12 protein-coding genes and 1 pseudogene are annotated in these 18,505 nt (G+C 40.1%); 11 read left to right on the top strand and 2 right to left on the bottom strand.

Annotated features, from left to right (window positions below):
• Positions 1 to 236: 236 nt before the first annotated feature.
• Positions 237 to 1,211, top strand: a complete 975-nt coding sequence (locus J8L71_RS02110) for a phosphatidylinositol transfer protein (RefSeq protein WP_210999056.1) — start codon at positions 237 to 239, stop codon at positions 1,209 to 1,211.
• 374 nt (positions 1,212 to 1,585) lie between these two features.
• On the opposite strand, the gene J8L71_RS02115 is transcribed toward J8L71_RS02110, so the two are convergent.
• The gene (locus J8L71_RS02115; protein ID WP_210999057.1) at positions 1,586 to 2,473 is read right to left on the bottom strand and encodes an AraC family transcriptional regulator; all 888 of its coding nucleotides are present in this window, start codon (positions 2,471 to 2,473) and stop codon (positions 1,586 to 1,588) included.
• A 194-nt stretch (positions 2,474 to 2,667) separates the two neighbouring features.
• Between J8L71_RS02115 and J8L71_RS02120 the strand changes: the two genes are divergently transcribed.
• The 6 genes and pseudogenes from J8L71_RS02120 to J8L71_RS02145 all read left to right on the top strand — a co-directional run bounded on the left by J8L71_RS02120 (position 2,668) and on the right by J8L71_RS02145 (position 11,073).
• The gene (locus J8L71_RS02120) at positions 2,668 to 3,813 is read left to right on the top strand and encodes an iron-containing alcohol dehydrogenase (RefSeq protein ID WP_210999058.1); all 1,146 of its coding nucleotides are present in this window, start codon (positions 2,668 to 2,670) and stop codon (positions 3,811 to 3,813) included.
• Between the two features lie 317 nt (positions 3,814 to 4,130).
• Positions 4,131 to 4,890: pseudogene (locus J8L71_RS02125) on the top strand (helix-turn-helix transcriptional regulator).
• 80 nt (positions 4,891 to 4,970) lie between these two features.
• Positions 4,971 to 5,279, top strand: coding sequence for a hypothetical protein (locus J8L71_RS02130; protein WP_210999059.1), 309 nt, complete (start codon positions 4,971 to 4,973; stop codon positions 5,277 to 5,279).
• Between the two features lie 150 nt (positions 5,280 to 5,429).
• Entirely contained in the window at positions 5,430 to 6,692 is a 1,263-nt protein-coding gene (locus J8L71_RS02135) for a TolC family protein (protein WP_210999060.1), read from the top strand.
• Entirely contained in the window at positions 6,689 to 7,936 is a 1,248-nt protein-coding gene (locus J8L71_RS02140; RefSeq protein WP_210999061.1) for an efflux RND transporter periplasmic adaptor subunit, read from the top strand. The genes J8L71_RS02135 and J8L71_RS02140 overlap by 4 nt, the downstream gene beginning before the upstream one ends.
• Before the next feature lie 8 nt (positions 7,937 to 7,944).
• On the top strand, positions 7,945 to 11,073 hold the full coding sequence (locus J8L71_RS02145) for a CusA/CzcA family heavy metal efflux RND transporter (protein WP_210999062.1): 3,129 nt from the start codon (positions 7,945 to 7,947) through the stop codon (positions 11,071 to 11,073).
• 86 nt (positions 11,074 to 11,159) lie between these two features.
• Here the strand turns inward: J8L71_RS02145 and J8L71_RS02150 are convergent, their stop codons facing one another.
• Entirely contained in the window at positions 11,160 to 12,395 is a 1,236-nt protein-coding gene (locus tag J8L71_RS02150) for a TMEM143 family protein (RefSeq protein ID WP_210999063.1), read from the bottom strand.
• A 187-nt stretch (positions 12,396 to 12,582) separates the two neighbouring features.
• Here J8L71_RS02150 and J8L71_RS02155 point away from each other — a divergent pair, with 187 nt between their 5' ends.
• From J8L71_RS02155 to J8L71_RS02170, 4 genes are all read left to right on the top strand, one after another.
• Positions 12,583 to 13,167 carry a VTT domain-containing protein gene (locus J8L71_RS02155; protein ID WP_210999064.1) on the top strand — a complete coding sequence of 195 codons (585 nt, stop codon included), beginning with the start codon at positions 12,583 to 12,585 and terminating at the stop codon, positions 13,165 to 13,167.
• 96 nt (positions 13,168 to 13,263) lie between these two features.
• A complete protein-coding gene (locus J8L71_RS02160) occupies positions 13,264 to 14,172 on the top strand; it encodes a GGDEF domain-containing protein (protein WP_210999065.1) in 909 nt (302 codons plus the stop codon).
• Positions 14,173 to 14,330: 158 nt separating this feature from the next.
• Positions 14,331 to 15,692, top strand: coding sequence for a hypothetical protein (locus tag J8L71_RS02165; RefSeq protein ID WP_210999066.1), 1,362 nt, complete (start codon positions 14,331 to 14,333; stop codon positions 15,690 to 15,692).
• A 128-nt stretch (positions 15,693 to 15,820) separates the two neighbouring features.
• Positions 15,821 to 18,463, top strand: a complete 2,643-nt coding sequence (locus tag J8L71_RS02170; RefSeq protein ID WP_210999067.1) for a DUF2339 domain-containing protein — start codon at positions 15,821 to 15,823, stop codon at positions 18,461 to 18,463.
• The last annotated feature ends 42 nt before the right edge of the window (positions 18,464 to 18,505 follow it).

Below are 18,505 nucleotides of genomic sequence, written 5' to 3' on the forward strand. Positions count from 1 at the left end.
CAGGACGCGGAAGCTTTGCTCGGTTTGTACTTATTCTTACACGGATGTAAGCCAGCAGATTGACATAGTCGCCGCGAGCGAACCAGCTTGGTTGTATATCTTACGCCGCAATCAAATCTTCAATGGATTAAACGAATTTTAACCCTAAAAAGTCAACAAACTCTATTTTTTAACTTTTCTGTAACGTTTGTTGTTTACGCTGCTTGAGTAATCAAAACTTTTACTCAAGGAAAAATATGAACAATAAAAAATTGCTTTTAGCATCTCTTCTGCTTACTAGTGCTTCTTCAGTTTTTGCTCTACCTCAATGCCCCCAACCTGAATTTATGGAGCAGCGCTTTAGTGCTCCTAACTTCGAAACTGGACAGTACAAAAATGGTTTGAACCGTTCTATCACTTGGTTGCCTAATTATCACATGATCCACGATGAAGTCGCGGCTGTTGGTAATCCGATAACTATGACGGCAAAGTTTGATTATGGTCGCGTGGTACACAAGGATTTAGAGTTCGAAACAGTTAAATTTTATATTCGTGGTCAAAGCGATACGCAGTGGCAGTACTTAACTTCTGCGACCACAAATAGTGATGGTAAGGCGACTTTATCATTGGGTGGAATGTCGGCTGGTCAATATCGAATTTATGCCGGTGTGGTTGCTGATGGAACTGGTACTGAAGGCTACTTAACGGTTGTTGAACCCAATACAGAAGCAGTGCTATTTGATATCGATGGTACATTAACTGAGTCTGATGCCGAACAAGTTGGTGACTACACTGAGATTGATTATGCTGATGCAAAAGATGGGGCTTATACTTTAGTACGCAGCTATTTAGATTTGGGCTATCAACCAATTTTTTTAACCGCACGTGTTTATTGGTATGGAAAAGGTACACGAAGATGGTTGTCTTGGATGGGTTTACCACCAGGTTATTTACGTACTTCTTTGAGCAACGAAACTAGTTTGTTTAAAACTGCACAGTACAAAACAGAACAGATCAATAAACTTGAGGCGAATGGTATCAAGATCGTTCGTGCTTATGGCAATGCAAAAACAGATGCCGAAGCATTTATAAAGTCAGGCCTGAGTGCATCACAAAGCTTTACGATTGGCGAAGAGGCGGGCTATTACGGCACAACTGCAATTTCCAATAACAGCTACAATAAGCATATTGCAACACAGGTTAATAACTTCCCCAACGCTAATTGTCAGTAGTGCGTTAAAACCCTAATACGCTTAAGCAAAATATAAGCTTATTGCTCAAAGTGGACTTTGGAATAATAAAAAAACTTTCGGGCAAAATTATCTTTGGTATAACCAAAACAAGCAAGATCCTTTGATGGGGATCCAAATCAATTGCAGCCTAAATGGATATTAGAGTGAAATACAAAGCCAGACTTTATGAAGTCTGGCTTTTTCAGTGCTAACAACATTAAGAAGTTAAGTCTGACTTTATGTATCTAAGATTTTAATTTATTGTAGTTTGAGTAATCACAGTGCAGCCTAAAATCCAACATCTGCAACAAATTTAACTCCAAAGATCAACACGACTTAGTGATAATGTATTTAGCGCAAAAATAAGTTCACTTTCATCGTAGATGTACTTCACTTGGGGTTTTATTAAAGTGGCGTTTAAATTCTCGGCTAAATTGCGAAGGGCTCGTATAACCTACCTTTAATGCAGCTTCATTTGCCTTACTTCCACTACTAGTTATAAGTTCTTTAGCCTTGGCTAAGCGTACTTTTTTTAAATACTGCAAAGGGGATTCAAATGTTACTTGCCTAAAAGCACGATGAAATGACGATACGCTCATGTTTACCTCTTCAGCTAACCCTTCAACCGTAATTTGTTTAGCATAACTACTATGCATCGTTGAGAGCGTGCGGGCAATACGTGCATAATGCCCATCATGCATAGCAAGCCCTATCAAAGTATGTCCTTGTGGACCACAGAGCACGCGATATACCAATTCTTTGACTATATCCTCGCCAAATATCTCTGCCTCTATGGGGTTATTTAAAACAGTTAATAACCTATGAGTAACGAGCTCCATTGCTGTATCTAGAGTTGCCGATTGCACTGCGCCAATTTGTGTTGACGATGATGACGCTGAAAGAGGTTTATTTTGCATTATTTGGTTAACGAGTTTGTGAAGCATTGTAGGGTTTATATCTACGGCAATGCCCATAACGGGTAAGTCGTTATCGGTGAATGCTTCACACTCTAATGGCACCGGTACGCCAAGGACTAAGTAGTCGCCTGCACCGTATTTTATTTGATGTTCAGGGAAATGAATTATTTTATGACCTTGCCCAACAATAATAATACCTGAGTTATATATAAGCGGCTGGCGCGGCGAGCTTTTAGTTGCTCGATGAAAATACACGCCTGGAATGATAGTTTCCATGGTGCCTTCAAAGCTGAGTAATTGATTATGCTCGGCGTATTGTTGCAACATATTGGCTATGGTGGGCATAAAAGGCGCCTTTAAATGAGTGTATTTTGCGTAAAATAGCAATGCTGATAGTTTTAGGCAAGCTTTTGCGATTTATTGGGCTTTTTTTATGTTTATTCTGATACTAATATGCATGTATCGATACTTTATTAGATACTTTGAATGGGTAACTAAGTAAAGCAAATCGCAATTAACCGTCACTTAGGAGCAAAATAATGAAATTTAGCTACGTAAATCCAACACTTATCCAATTCGGCCAGCAACAAATTGCGGCACTATCTGATTTGATCGCAAAAGATCAAAAAGTACTTGTAGTGTACGGCGGCGGTTCAATTAAAAAGAACGGCGTGTACGACCAAGTTGCAGCTGCACTTGAAGGCTTTGACTGGGTTGAGTTTTCGGGTGTTGGCGCTAACCCAACAATTGAAGTGCTAGATAAAGCAGTAAAAATTTGTAAAGAACAAGATATCGACTTCGTATTAGGCGTAGGCGGCGGTTCAGTAATTGACGGCGTTAAATACATTGCCGCATCAGCCGTTTATGATGGCGAAGGTTGGGATATTCCTACTGGTAAGCATACTATTACTAGCGCTTTACCAATCGGTGCAATATTAACGTTGCCAGCAACGGGTTCTGAATCTAACCAAAACTCAGTTGTGAGCAAAGAAGCAACGAAGCAAAAACTACCGTTTGCATCACCAGAAGTACTGCCTAAATTTGCGATTATGGACCCTGATGTAATGAAAACATTACCGCAGCGCCAACTTGTAAATGGTTTAGTAGATGCATGGGTTCATACCTGTGAGCAGTATTTAACATTCCCTGAGACAGCATTAGTTCAAGAAGGTTACGCAGAGGCACTTTTAAGAACGCTTAAAACTTTAGGTGATAACTTTGAAAACCAAGATGACGCATGGCGTGCAAACCTTATGTGGGCTGCTAACCAAGCACTTAATGGTTTAATTGGTTCTGGTGTATCGCAAGATTGGGCTACACATATGATTGGCCACGAGCTTACAGCCGCTTACGGTGTTGACCACGCACGTTCACTTGCTATTGTTCAGCCTTCTTTACTACGCAACCAATTTGCAGTTAAAAAAGCAAAGCTTGAGCAAATGGGCAAAAACGTATTTGGTCTTGCGCAGTCTGACGACTTAGCTGAGCATACAATTCAAGCAATTGAAGCGTTTTACCACAGCCTCGACGTAGCGACCCAGCTTACTGAACATGGCGATGATAAAGCCGCTGCTATTGACAATATTATTGGTAAACTTGAAGCGCATGGTATGGTTGCACTTGGCGAAAACCAAGCAATTACGCTAAAAGAAAGCCGCGAAATTTTAGAGCAAGCAGTTGCTTAATTTTGCTTAACTAAACGTTTATTTTAGTAAAACAAAAGCCGCTAACTTTTAAGTTAGCGGCTTTTTGTGGACTAAAAATAATATTTAATACCAATCTGCTTATATATGGGATTTATTTAACGTTAAGAAAATTACACTAGAACTAGGCAAAAATTTTTGTATCTAGTTGTTCTAAATAAAAATTTTTAACGACGTTATAGTGCAATTTAATTCGCTAAATTGATCAAAGATTTATCCAGGTTGGTATAACTTTTAGCCAAAAAAGTTAAATATTATTTGTACCAGAGCGGTTTATTGATTTAACGACGCTGTCACAAATGCCAAACCTTGGAATAGAGCTGGCAGGTTGCTCTAATTTATTGGTTGATTATTGGTTGATTATTGGTTGATTATTGTGTTGCACGTACCAACACGCTTGAACATACTCTTTTTTATACTTTGGCTGGTCAGGGCACGCTAAAAACCATTAATAACCAATACTCATTAACTGAAAATAGCTTAGCTATATTGCCTGCGCGGCAAATTTTTGAGGTTAAAATAGCAAGTGAAAAATGGGATGTGATTTGGCTAAACCTTGCAAATACTAAGCGCTGGCAACATTTAAATTCAGCGCACGCTAAGGTATTAACTAATCAGCAGTTAGGGCCATTACATTTAGCTATGGAGCTTTTATATAGCGAAAGTAACGCTACTTTGCGCGAAGGCGTTATGCCTATTTTAAGCCACTATTTAAACATTACGCTTCAAAGTGAGCCACAAATAGGTGGGCAAAACAGATTAACCAGTTTGTTTTTAGAGGTAGAAGAGCGCCTGCAGTTTGATTGGACAATAGACGCTATGTGCGAACACGTGCATTACTCAGCACCGCATTTACATAGGTTATGCCAAGCGCAATATGGCAAAAGCCCAATGCAGCAGCTTATTTATTTACGTATTAAACGAGCTAAAAGCTTACTACTAAATACCCGCTGGCCTGTTGCTCATATTGCCGCTTATGTGGGGTACCCTAATATATATAATTTTTCTAAACGGTTTAAAAAATCAGTGGGTGTTTCACCAAGTGAATTTAGAAAATAACGTGAGTGGCTCTCTACATTTGAATAAATTTAAGGTATTGTGCGATTTCTTAAATTTCATTTTATAGTTTTAGGTAGGTAATGCGCTCAAACTACTTTTTAGTCGTGATACTTTTAGTGCTTGTGCACAGCTTTATTAGCTGTGATGCTGCCGCGTATCATTTACAAGAAGAAGTAGATCATGCCACGCATATTCACGCTCATAGCGATACCAATGACGACGATACGCAATCACCTACAGAAATTCATGCCCATCAGCATTGCCACTGTGGCTACTACAGTACGATAAACCATTCTATAAGCCCTGAACAAAGCCAAGCCACAAACAATGCTTGTTACAATGGTTTGAATTACCCACCAGATGTTCCGCCACCTAATTTTTATAGCTAGTTTCTAATTTTAAATACTTTGTAAATAACTGCCTGCGAATAAGCGTTGTTAGGCTAGTTGTGTGCATATTTAGGTTGCTTGATCGCGCATGTTTTTAATACAAGTGCAGTGATTAAGCCAACTCTGTTTGTTAAAAAACGGACATGCTATATGAATAAAAAACCACTAATGCTGGTGGCGCTACTGTGCGCATTATCCACACAGAGCGCTTTGGCAAAAAAAGAGCCTCAAAACGTATTAACGCTTAAGCAAGCGCTAATAAATACCGAGCAGCAAAATGCAGTGCTTAAGCGCTATCCTTATCATCAAAAAATCTTAAGCGCTTTAAAAGACCAAGCTGCACTTAAGCCTAATCCCGTTGTAAGCTTTGAAGCTGAAAACATTATGGGCACTCAGGCCTATAGTGGCATTAAAGGGGCGCAATACACATTGGCGCTAAGCCAATTAATAGAGCTGGGTGATAAACGCCAACAGCGCGTAAATTACGCAACAGCTAATATAAAAGCGCAAACAATTGAGTATAAAAATACCCGTTTGGCGCTTTTAGCAACAACGGCTGAGCGTTACTATCAAGCGCTAAAATACCAAGCTCTAATTGCACTAAATACAGAGCGAAGAAATACAGTACAGCAGGCGCTTAAAGCAATAGAGCAGCGTGCAAATGCAGGCGCTGCATCCCTTGCTGATGTAACTCGTATGCGCTATGCATTAAGCCAAGTTGAATTAAATAGTGCTTTACTAAATAGCGAATTATCGCGAGCTCGTTTAGCGCTTAATGAGCTTTGGCAAAAACAGGTATATAGCGATTATTATGCCGGTGATTTAAGTGCCATTACCCCTCTTAAAAGCGAGCAAGCATTGCTTGATGCGGTTAATAGTGCACCTGAGTTTGCATTGCTACAGCAACAATATTTGCAACAAACTGCCAACTTAGCACTGCAAAAATCAACGGGTCAAAGTGATTTAACGCTTGGCGGCGGTGTGCGTTATAACCAGCAAGCTGACGCCAGCTCGTTTGTGTTTTCGTTTTCAATGCCGCTGCAATTAAGCAATTCTAATAGCGGTAATATTGAGGCGGCGCAGCATCAACTTACCTTACTTAACGAGCAACAAGGGCAATTGCGTATTCAGTTGCGCCAACAAATACGCACGCTGTATGCGTACTACCAAGGTAAAACTGAGCAAGCACAACTTTTAGCGCAGCACGTTATTCCTCAAGCCAAAACGCTGATAGAACAAAGCTTAAAAAGCTACCAACAAGGGCAAATATCGGTATTGCAATTGCTAGACGCACAGCAAGCTTTATTTGATTCTAAACGGGCACTTATCAACACCCATAGCGAACTATATCAAGTACTACTTACTCTTGAGCGCTTAACTGGCCAATCTTTAATTGAGACTCATCAATCATGAACAAAACACTTATCGCATTATTAATTACACAATTTTTTGCACTCCCATTATTAAGTAGCACGGCTATGGCGTCGGCTAATCATCACGCAGAAGGTCATGAAGAAGGCCATGAAGATGAACACCAAGAAAAGGGCCCACACGGCGGGTTTTTACTAACCAATAACGCGCTTGATTTAGAGCTTAAATTAACCCAGTTTGCAGGTAATACCGAGCTGCGAATATATGGATTTAATAACGATAAAGCTGTGGATATAAATCAGTTGGACGTAACCATAAACGTTCAGCGTTTAAGTGAGGAGCCACAGCTTATTCGCTTTAAAGCCGAAGATGATTATTTAGTTAGTACCGTGAGCGTGAATGAACCGCACTCATTTAAGCTTGATGTAATGGCAAGTTATAAAGGGCAAAAAATTAACTACCACTATGAGCAAGAAGAGGGGCGTACAACGCTAAGCGAGGCTGCAATTGAACGTGCAGGTATTAAAACCGAGATTGCAAAAGCGGGTAGCGTTGAACAAACCGATACTTTATTTGGTGTTATAGCACCCACCGCACACGGCACCGTGGAAGTAATGGCGCCTTATACCGGTTTAGTTAACGATATTTTTGTAAGCATTGGTCAAAACGTTAAAAAAGGCGATAGGCTTGCAAGTATCACTAACCGTGAAACACTGCAAAATTACATCATAAAAAGCCCAATGACAGGCGTTATTACCGAGCAATATTTAAAGCGCGGTGAGCTTGCGAGTAGCGCGTTAATGCAAATAGTCAATCTTGAAACTGTATGGGTTGAGCTCTCGGCGTTTCCTGAAAATATTGAAAAACTCGCCATAGGGCAAAGCGCTAAGGTGTACGACTTACATCATCATTTAAACGCCCAAGGCGAGGTGTTTTTTATAGCACCTATGATGACGGGCGGACATATTGCGCGTGCGCGAATCGAGCTTAAAAACCAAGATGGCCATTGGCGCCCGGGCATGCACGTAAATAGCGACGTTAGTATCGCAAATGTAAATGCTGCTGTGCGAGTAAAAGCTACCGCTGTGCAGGAATTTAACGGCAAACCTAGTGTGTTTATTAAAAGCGGTAATGTGTTTGAAGTACGCCCTGTAAAACTTGGTGCTAAAAACAGCGAGTGGGTAGAGGTACTTGAGGGGCTTTCGCCAAATAGCGAGTATGTAACGCAAAATAGCTATGTAATTAAAGCCGATATATTAAAAAGCGGCGCAAGCCACTCACACTAGGAGGCAGCATGATTGATTGGATCGTTTCTTTTGCGGTTAAACGCCGCATGATGGTGCTTGCACTCACGCTTTTATTTGCAGGCTTTGGTGTATACAACACACAAAATTTAGCGGTGGATGCCGTACCTGATATAACTAATGTGCAAGTGCAAATTAACACCAAAGCACCCGGGTTTACCCCGCTTGAAGCAGAGCAGCGAATAACCTATTTAATTGAAACTGCGATGGCAGGTATACCTAAGCTTGATTACACCCGTTCGATTTCGCGTTATGGGCTTTCGCAAGTAACTGTTATTTTTAACGAAGGCACCGATATTTACTGGGCTCGCCAGCAAATTAGTGAGCGCATTCAGAGTATTCGCTCTGACTTGCCAGCCAATATTGAGCCAAACTTAGGACCAATTGCCAGCGGGCTAGGCGAGATTTTTACTTACTCTGTGCATGCAAATAAAGGCGCGATAAAAGACGATGGCACCCCATTTAATGCAGAAGACTTACGTACTTTGCAAGATTGGGTAATTCGCCCGCAGCTTTTAAAAGTAAAAGGTGTTACCGAAATAAACAGCCAAGGGGGATTTGAGCGCCAATACCAGGTAGCGCCGATGCCTGAAAAGCTATTAGCTTATAAGCTTACGCTCAGCGATGTAATTACGGCACTTAAATTAAATAACAGCAACCAAGGCGCAGGGTTTATAGAGCGTTTTGACGGGCAATATTTAGTGCGCTCGCCAGGGCAATTAAAAACCATTGATGATATAGCTAATACCGTGGTTGCAAAACGTGATGATGCGCCTGTACGCATTAAAGATGTCGCAAATGTGCGTTTAGGCAAAGAGCTTAGAACTGGCGCAGCCACTTATAACGGCAAAGAGACCGTACTTGGCACCGCCATGATGTTAATTGGCGAAAACAGCCGCGTAGTAGCAAAAGCGATGGCCGATAAACTTAACGACGTACAGCTAAGCTTACCTGAAGGGGTTGTAGTTGAGGCAGTTTATGACCGTACAACCCTTGTAGATAAAACCATAGAAACCGTAAAAACTAACCTGTTCGAAGGTGCGGTATTAGTGATTGTTATTCTGCTGCTGTTATTAGGTAATGTAACTGGTGCGCTTATTACGGCAATGGTTATCCCGCTTAGCATGTTATTTGCCATTACCGGTATGGTTGGCAATCGTGTTTCGGGGAATTTAATGAGCTTAGGCGCAATCGATTTTGGTTTAATTGTTGATGGCGCAGTCATTGTGGTTGAAAACTGTTTAAGGCAACTTGGCCTTGCGCAGCACAAACATGGCAGGTTACTTACATTAAATGAGCGTTTAAATGTTGTAACCGCCGCCACTAAAGAAGTATTTAGCCCTGCGGTATTTGGTATTTTAATTATTATGCTGGTGTATTTACCGCTGTTTGCACTTAGTGGTGTTGAGGGCAAAATGTTTCAGCCAATGGCGTTTACAGTGGTTGCTGCATTAGTTGGCGCACTTATTTTTGCCGTTACCTTTGTACCTGCCGCTATTGCGGTATTTGTACGCGGTAAAGTGAGTGAGAGCGAAAATGCGGTTATGCGCGGTATTAAAAAAGGCTACAAACCGCTACTTGGCTTATCGCTTAAGTTACCGTGGGTAATGCTAAGCATTGCTGCTGTGCTTGTAATTGCACTTGGCTTCAAAGTTAAAAATATGGGTGCTGAATTTTTACCACAGCTTGATGAAGGCGATATAGCCATGCATGCACTGCGCATTACTGGCACCGGCATTGAGCAATCGGTAAAAATGCAAAAAGAGTTAGAGCAAGCCATTTTAGATATACCTGAAGTTGAAAAGGTATTTTCAAAAATTGGTACGCCTGATGTAGCAAATGATCCTATGCCACCTAACGTTGCCGATACATTCTTAATGTTAAAGCCGCGCGAACAATGGCCTAACCCTGCTTTAAGCAAAGAAGAACTGGTTAAGCAAATTCGCCATTTAGTAAATGAAGTGCCAGGTAATAACTATGAGTTTACGCAGCCAATAGAAATGCGTTTTAACGAGCTAATAGCAGGCGTGCGCGCCGATGTGGCAGTGCGTATTTATGGCGATGATTTATCAACATTAAAACAGTACGGTGAAAAAGCCACAGCGCTGGTGCAAAACATTACTGGCGCAACTGATGTACGCCTTGAACAAATGGAAGGTTTGCCTACACTTTCGGTTACGCCGCTTCGCGACCATATGGCGCTGTTAGGCTTAACCGTAACCGATATACAGCAAAGTGTGAGCGCAGCGGTAGGTGGTGTGCAAACGGGGCTTATTTACGAGGGGGATAAACGCTTTTCGTTATTAGTTCGTTTAGATGAACGATGGTCGAGCGATATATCGCAGCTTGCGCGTTTGCCAGTAGCTGTGCCTAAAAGTGCTAACCCCGACCTTGCATTTGTACCGCTTGGTGAAGTAGCAACAATTAGTATTGATAAAGGACCCAATCAAATAAACCGTGAAAGCGGTAAGCGTAATGTTGTTGTTACTGCAAATGTAGAAGGGCGCGATTTAGCAAGCTTTGTAAGTGATGCACAAGCCGCTTTAAATTCAGATCTTAATTTACCAAGTGGTTATTGGATTGAATACGGCGGCACATTTGAGCAATTAGAATCGGCAAGTAAGCGGTTATCGCTGGTGGTGCCAGTTACTTTATTGCTTATATTTGGCCTGCTTTACAGTGCGTTTAATTCACTGCGTGATTCGTTAATTATATTTAGCGGCGTACCACTTGCACTGACCGGTGGTGTGCTTGCGTTACTATTACGCGATATGCCGCTTTCAATATCGGCAGGCGTGGGGTTTATAGCGCTTAGCGGTGTAGCGGTATTAAATGGTGTGGTTATGCTTTCGTTTATTAAACAATTAAGAGCCGATGGGCTTAGTTTAATAGATGCGATACAAACCGGTGCTCTTTCGCGTTTGCGCCCAGTCCTTATGACCGCTTTAGTGGCAAGTTTAGGGTTTATTCCTATGGCGCTAAATACAGGCACCGGCGCTGAGCTACAACGGCCATTGGCAACGGTTGTAGTAGGAGGGATTATTTCATCAACTCTACTTACGCTATTAATATTGCCAGCACTTTATAAGCTAGTACATGCAAAATTTAACAAGCAATAAACAGCTTAGCTAATTGCACCTGTTAGATAACGTAAAAAGCAGCTGAAGTTTCAGCTGCTTTTTTGTTGTTAAGTAAACTTTGCAGGTTAATTATATTGAAAAAGGTTATCCCAGCGCTCATCCAAAATAGTTTTTGCATGTTCCAAGTTTATTGCGCTATACACATCATTAGTGCTCGTCACTAAGCGCATACGTACCAGCTTTTCAAGTGCGTCACTAATTTCAAAATCAAGATTGCACTGGTATTTACTTTTAAACCACGCCTCTATTTGTTCATCAAGCGTTTGGGCAGTTAAGCCACTTTCTGATTTTAGTAAAAAGGTATACGCAAGCAGGGCTTCTTTTATGTCTTCTTCTTCGGCGGCGTCTATAAGGGTGTGAAAAACACCGGCGTTATTATCGAGGTTTTTAAAGTAGAGGTTATCGCTAAGCGCTTTCATAAATTTAATTTTACGGTTTTTAAACTTACTCCACTCTTTAAAAATAAAGCTGCCAAATACTCCCATGCCAATGGCAAAGGTAATAAAGTGTTGTTGTGTCATTTCTACGGCTTCACTTCTAAAGCCACCCCAAAAAGCAAACAAAGCAAATAACAATAAAATTGATGCGCCTAACTTAGTTATAAGTACCACCGCACCACCAACTAAAGCCGATGAGCCAATAATTACTTTATCAATAGGGCGCATGCGTACTTCGCTATTAGGAAATAGCATTTCAAGGTCGGCTTTTGGTACATTTTGAAACAGCTTAACTATGGTAGAGCTTGGCTCAAACCCTAAAGGTGTTTTATTTTTAGCATCAAAGTGGGCTTTATCTTTAAAACGAATAAACACCGCAACACGGTCGTAATTAGTAAAGTGCAGCGGCTTTTTACGAAGGCCCCAAAAGCTGGTTATGGTTTCGGTCAGTTGCGACTCGCCACGGCGATAAAAAACCACTTCTTCAAAGTCATCAAATTCAACTTCAAGGCGCACTTTAAATAGTGACTCTTCGTTTAATGCATCTTGTAAATCTTGATTAGTGATCACTTCAAAGTTAGCTGCGTTGAGCACTTTGGCAAAGTCGTGCGCAAATTCACGTTGGCACTGCGCTTTTTGATCCTCTGATACTGGCGCTAACGATCGCGTGTCACTATTAGGATCAAAGGGGGCGTAGTTATTTTTAAGCGACTCAAGTGTTGTGTGGTAATCGTAATGAATAAGGCTTGCTAGTAAATCGCAAAATTGTTTAAACGATCTTTGCTCTGAAATGCTTTTAAGTTCAGCACTACACATATCAACAATATCTTGCTTTCGAAAGGGAATAAAACGTGCGTTTTGCATAAATTAATAACTACTGTGATAGGGAATCTAACTACGTGGACACATAATAAAATATTCCTATAGATATTACTAATTTGTTAATGATGAATAGCTGACTAACAACGTTAGGTATTTTCAGGCTGTATTAACCTGATTATGTAATGATTAAAGCCACTCATACTTACTTTCGTAGCAATAGGGAATGCACATGGCTATTCAAAAAAAACTAAAAGAAAAAACACGGAATTTTATTGACTCAAAGCACATGTTAAGTGGTATTACGGTGGCTTCGTTTTTAGAATCCACCATTGTACCTATTCCTCTTGAGGCTGTGCTGGTGCCTCTGATGCAGGCTCGCCGTGAAAAACTATGGTTAATAGCGCTTATGGCTACATTAGGGTGCATTGTAGGTGCTTTGTTTGGTTATGCATTGGGTTATTACTTATTTGATGCCATTGGCGATTGGGTTATTAATACGTTTTCGAATCCAGAGCAATTTGAAAATGTTAAGCAAAAAATGCAAGACCAAGGCTTTTGGTTTGTAATGACGCTAGGCATTGTGCCCATTCCGTTTCAAATAGCAATGCTTGCAGCAGGCGCGACTAAGTACTCTATTTGGCTATTTTTATTAGCCTCGGGTATTGCGCGTTCCATTCGTTATTTTGGCTTAGCAATTGTTGTTTATTATGCAGGTAACCAAGCTGAACGAATTATAAGTAAACATAAAACAAAAGCGATGATTGGTATCACTATTTTAGTGTTAGGCCTATGGGGGCTTAGTACCGTAATTTAGGCTCATTTACATGTTTTAAATGAGTTTTATCTCAGTGGTCCTTTTTATTAATGTGCTATAGTTTTTTAACAAAGCCGTTAAAAACGTATAATTAAAATGATTGAAACAGTAAAGCTTACCGTAAGGCTTTCTAATTTTTATGAAATGCCTATGCCTAATAAGGTCGCAAGCGTGGCTTTATTGGCTTATATAATGTTTTTTTCGACTTACGTTTTAGCGACGTTCCCGTTTTTACAAGTACAAAACAATATATATGGTTTTACGACCGACTTTATAAATTTAGTTGTGTTGACGTTTCTATTTTGGATGGTCCAATGCTCAGAATTGTCTAAAAAAGCCTACATATTTTCCACACTCGGTTTATTTTTGTGGACGATGGGCGCTACTGCCGATGTATTCGATGAGCTAGTGGTACAGCCTTACTGGGTGAGTGTTTATTTTGAAGACTTATGCAGAACCTTAGGTATGCTTTTTACCTCTTATGGTTTATTTAAAACCATGCGTTTTGTCCAGAGTATTCATAATAGGTTAGCCGCAGAGTTAATAATAGATGACTTAACTAAAGTGCATAATAGACGCTACTTTTATCGATATGTTAAAAGTGCAAACACTACACCATATGTTATTTTAATTATTGATATAGACCATTTTAAGTCTATTAATGATGAGTTTGGCCATGATGTGGGCGATATAATTCTTCAGCAGTTAGCAACTACATACAATAATGCATTTGAAGGAAACGCGCAGTTTGCTCGCTTAGGCGGTGAGGAGTTTGGAGGTTATTTACCGACAAGTAATATAGAGCAAGTTAGTGAGTTTTGTCAGCAATTAATAGGCCTTGCGCACACCATTAATGTTAAAAATACGCGCCACTTAACAGTAAGTATTGGCGTAGCAAAACAAGCCCCTTACGAGCCCCTCGATAAAGTGATGAAGCGTGCCGACCAAGCCCTATACGTAGCTAAAAACACGGGGCGCGATCGTTTTGAAATTTCATCTACCTAATTTTTTAATAGTTAAATACGTCCTTATTATTTGCACATTTGCTACACTTTTTAACGATTACGTAAGGAAGTGTCAGTGAGGGTAATACTTTGTAAACCATGAAATTTTAATGCTGCAATAGAGTCATAATAGTGATTTTAATAATAAGGAATAACTTAATGACTCACACTCTACTTAAAGCTGCTTTACCGATAAGTTTAATATCTATTTTGGCTGGTTGTGGCGGCAGCGATAGCTCAAGCTCAACGGGCTATATCCAACTTTATAATGGATCATACAACAGCCCTTATACGCGTTTGTTTGTTGAGGAAACAGAGCGTTCAGGTACCGACTTTGCTGATGTAACTACGCGTCATAACTACAGCACAGGTACTTACGATGTAAGTTTTGAATACCTAGACGCTAACGACAGCTACATAACGATTAGCGAACAAGAAGTATCAATTAAAGGCGATAAAACGCAGTTAGTAGTCATGAGTGGCAATTTTGACGAGCCTACATTTACAGAATTAAGCATACCTACATCAAGCGATACAGGTGAATTTAATTTAGACTTTTACAATATCGCTGGTGAAGAAGATAGCTACGATGTTTACCTTGCAACCGATGATGGTGTATTTGAAAGCGCAAATCTTTTTTCATCAGAGCAGTATTTAAGTGAGTTAGATTTACAAAGCTTAGATGAAGGTTACTACACGATTTATATTACTAAAGCGGGCAGTACTGATGTTATTTACGAGTCATCGTCTGTGTATTTTTATGATGAAGCGAGTTACGTAGCAATGATCCGCCCAAGCTATGCAACCGAGGATGATGGTATTACTCTTGATATAGTAACAGATAATAACTATGTAACTGAGCTTAATCACCAATCTGCTTTGGGGCAGTTACGTTTTATAAATACAGTAGACGATTACTCGCCAGTGAGTTTTACAACAACCCGTGGCACTACTGAAAATACAACAGATACAGTAGCAAGCGATACCTACACTAATTATATTGAGCTTTCACCTAATAGTTACAGCATTGCTATGTACGACGAAGAAGGGACTAAACTTGCCGATAACTTTTTAATGACGCTTGAGCGTGAGCAAAGTGCTGTTGGTATTTTTTACAACGATGTAGATAACGGCCTTCGTATGATGAGCGTTGAAGAAAACCTAACGCCAAGTAGCTACAGCCATACCGTATCGGTAGTTAACTTAATTGAAAGTTACGCCGGACAAACAGTATCAGACATTGACGTTTACTTTACCCTTGATGGTGAAACAGTTGACGATACAAGTAATGTTGTAGATGGCCTTGATAAATACGATCAAGAAGAGCAAGTTGTTGATAACGAGGTTTACACTGTTTACGCCGTATATGAAGACAATGGCCAGCAAATTGTGCTTATTCAACAAAGCGATATGGATTTTACTCAAGAGGGTAACTACATACTAATTATAGAGCATGATGAAACAAGTGCGTCAGGCTACAAAATGACACTTAACCTTACCGTGACTGATAGCGTTGAGTAATTAATTTAAGTTTTAAGTAGTGTTAAAGCCTAAACATATAATGTGTTTAGGCTTTTTTATTGAACAAAATTTACTTGTTAATTAGTAATTAGGTACACTCGTAGCATAATAAATAACAAGAGCATGCCATGGATGAGTTAGTTGGGTTAGCAGTTATAGCAATGCTAGTTATTGCTGCAGGGGCTTTATGTGGGTTAATTGCATTAATACAATTAAACGGATTAAAGCAAGAAATTGCAGTATTGCGGGCTAAAGTAACGAAATTACAAGCCACTAAAATCGCGTCATTTAATAATGCACAGGGTGAGGTAAAAAGCCCTGAACCTAATACTCAGGCTATGCCTATTAATACTGAGCCACCTTTAGCAGTACAAAGCGCCCCCAATGGCGCGATAAAACACAAGCCGGTAGCGCCTAATAAAGCTAAACCAGCCACGCCTTCATTTATTACCACGTTGTTTGAAAAATTACGCACTGGGTTTGAGCAAAACTGGATGACCTGGATAGGCGCAATAGCGCTTGCTTTCGGCGGTATATTTTTAGCTAAGTACAGTTTAGAAGCTGGGCTTTTATCACCCCTAACGAGGCTTAGTTTAGGTGGCGTATTTGGGCTGAGCTTAATTGCAGTGGCAAGTTACTTACATTACAAACGTATTATTTTTGAAGGCTTTAATAACTATATACCGGCAGCGCTTGCCAGCGGCGGTTTTATTACATGCTTTGCATTAACACTTTTAGCTTATAGCTCCTACAGCATGATAAGCCCAACAGCTGCATTTATTGTACTGGCGATCATTGCTATAAGTGCCAGTGCTATGGCGCTTAAGCTAGGACCTTTGCTAGCTGTGCTGGGTATAATTGGCGCATACAGTGTGCCTATTTGGGTTAATACCGGCAGTAATAATTTATTAGCGTTATTTATGTATGTGGGCTTTGTTAGTTTGTCGGCATCATTGGTTGCACAAAAAGTACAGCGCGCTTGGCTTTGGTACTTATTATGGGCAGGACACATAGGCTGGTATTTAGTCGGGTTTTTAATTACAGAGTTAAAAAGCAATACACCATGGTTATTTGCAACCTTTGCATTACTGAGTATTGTTGGCTTGATTGCTTTGCCGCGTTTAGGCTTAAAATTGAAAAGCATTGAACATCGCCCGCACTCTTTAAAGCGCCTTGTAAAAGTATTACCCGATCACCTCTTATTACTCGCCTTTATAGTCCCGCTAATTTTTACCATGTCGATTAGTTATTACACTTTACAGTGGCAAACTATCGGTGTGTTGAGCATTGGTTTGTTATTATTTTTAGTACTTAAAAATAGCCGCTGGGATTTATGGCAAGGGCTATCGCTTATTATCGCTACGTTAATGATTATAAGTGCAGAGCAAACAAGTTCTTTATCTACTTTTTTTGATGATGGATTATTTATATTTAAAGGCGAATACGGCTTAGGTTTATTGCTTGGTTTTGGCTTTATGGCGTACGGGCTTTATTTTGGTAAAAAACATATTAAACGTTTAGCGTTTCATATTAGTGCAGCGTTTAGCTTTTTTGTGATGATAGGTACGTTATATTCGCTTATTCCAAATAGCGCATTAAGTACTGCTTACCCTCTTTGGGCTTTTGTATTATTTGTTGTAGCGGCTATTTTAATTAAGTGTGCGCAGCATAATACAACACTATTTCAGCGTTTTACCTATTGGGTAGGGGCAAATGCTAATATTACGTTAGCAATCACCATGCTATTAAGCGACAGCGGTTTAACCATTGCCTTAGCTATTCAAGTGCTGTTAATTAGTGTGCTTATAAAACGTTTTAATGTGCCTATGCCGCATTCGCCAATTAAAGCGTTAGTGGCTGCTTTATTACTGCGCTTAACGCTTGCGCCATGGACACCAAGTTACGACGCTCTCACATTATTTGGCTTGCACTGGAGTATTATTGTTTATCCGCTGTGTACCGCATTATTTTTTGCTGCGGCTAAATGCTATAAATCATCGCAATTAAAAGTATGGTTAGAAGGGGCCGCTCTTCATTGTTTAGCGCTATTTATTACGACAGAAACAAGTTATCAGCTCGTTGGGCATTATCCACAATTTGACTCGCTTAGTTTTTATGAGCAAATATTGCTTACATGTAACTGGCTTGCGCTGGGCTGCGTTTATTTACATCGCGCTCGTATAGCAGGGAGCTTAGCTAAGCTTTATCAAATTGCAGGGTGTGTATTAGCAGGCGGAGCTGGCTTTATTTCAGTTAAAACACTACTCGATGACAACCCGTTATTAAGCTCTATTTATATTGGCGAGCTCCCTGTATTTAACTGGCTATTTTTGCTTTGGTTAGTACCTGCAGGCTTAACGATTTGGTTATATTCACTTATTAAACCTATAAACGCTAAGGTAGCGCCGTTTGTACTGGGTGTTGCAGGTTTACTTGGCTTAATTGCTATTAACAGTTTTATTCGCCAATACTGGCAAGGGCCTTATATTTACCTATCAAAAGGGGCAAGTAACGCAGAGCTGTATAGCTATTCTATTATTTGGCTAATACTAGGCGCCGCTACGGTTATATTAGGGCACCTTAAAAATCAGTTACTCATTCAAAAAATAGGTTTAGGGTTACTCGCTGCGGTTATTGTAAAAGTGTTTTTAATTGATATGGCTAATTTAACAGGGCTGTTAAAAGCGCTTTCGTTTATTGGCTTAGGGCTCTCATTAGTGGGGTTAAGTTGGTTATTTCAAAAGCTTAGAAGCCGCTCAAAAGTTATATAATACTGATATTTTATAAAGCAAAGCCCAGTAAATATACTGGGC

The sequence above is a fragment of the Pseudoalteromonas sp. MMG007 genome (genome assembly GCF_018100985.1).
Classification (GTDB): Bacteria; Pseudomonadota; Gammaproteobacteria; order Enterobacterales; family Alteromonadaceae; genus Pseudoalteromonas.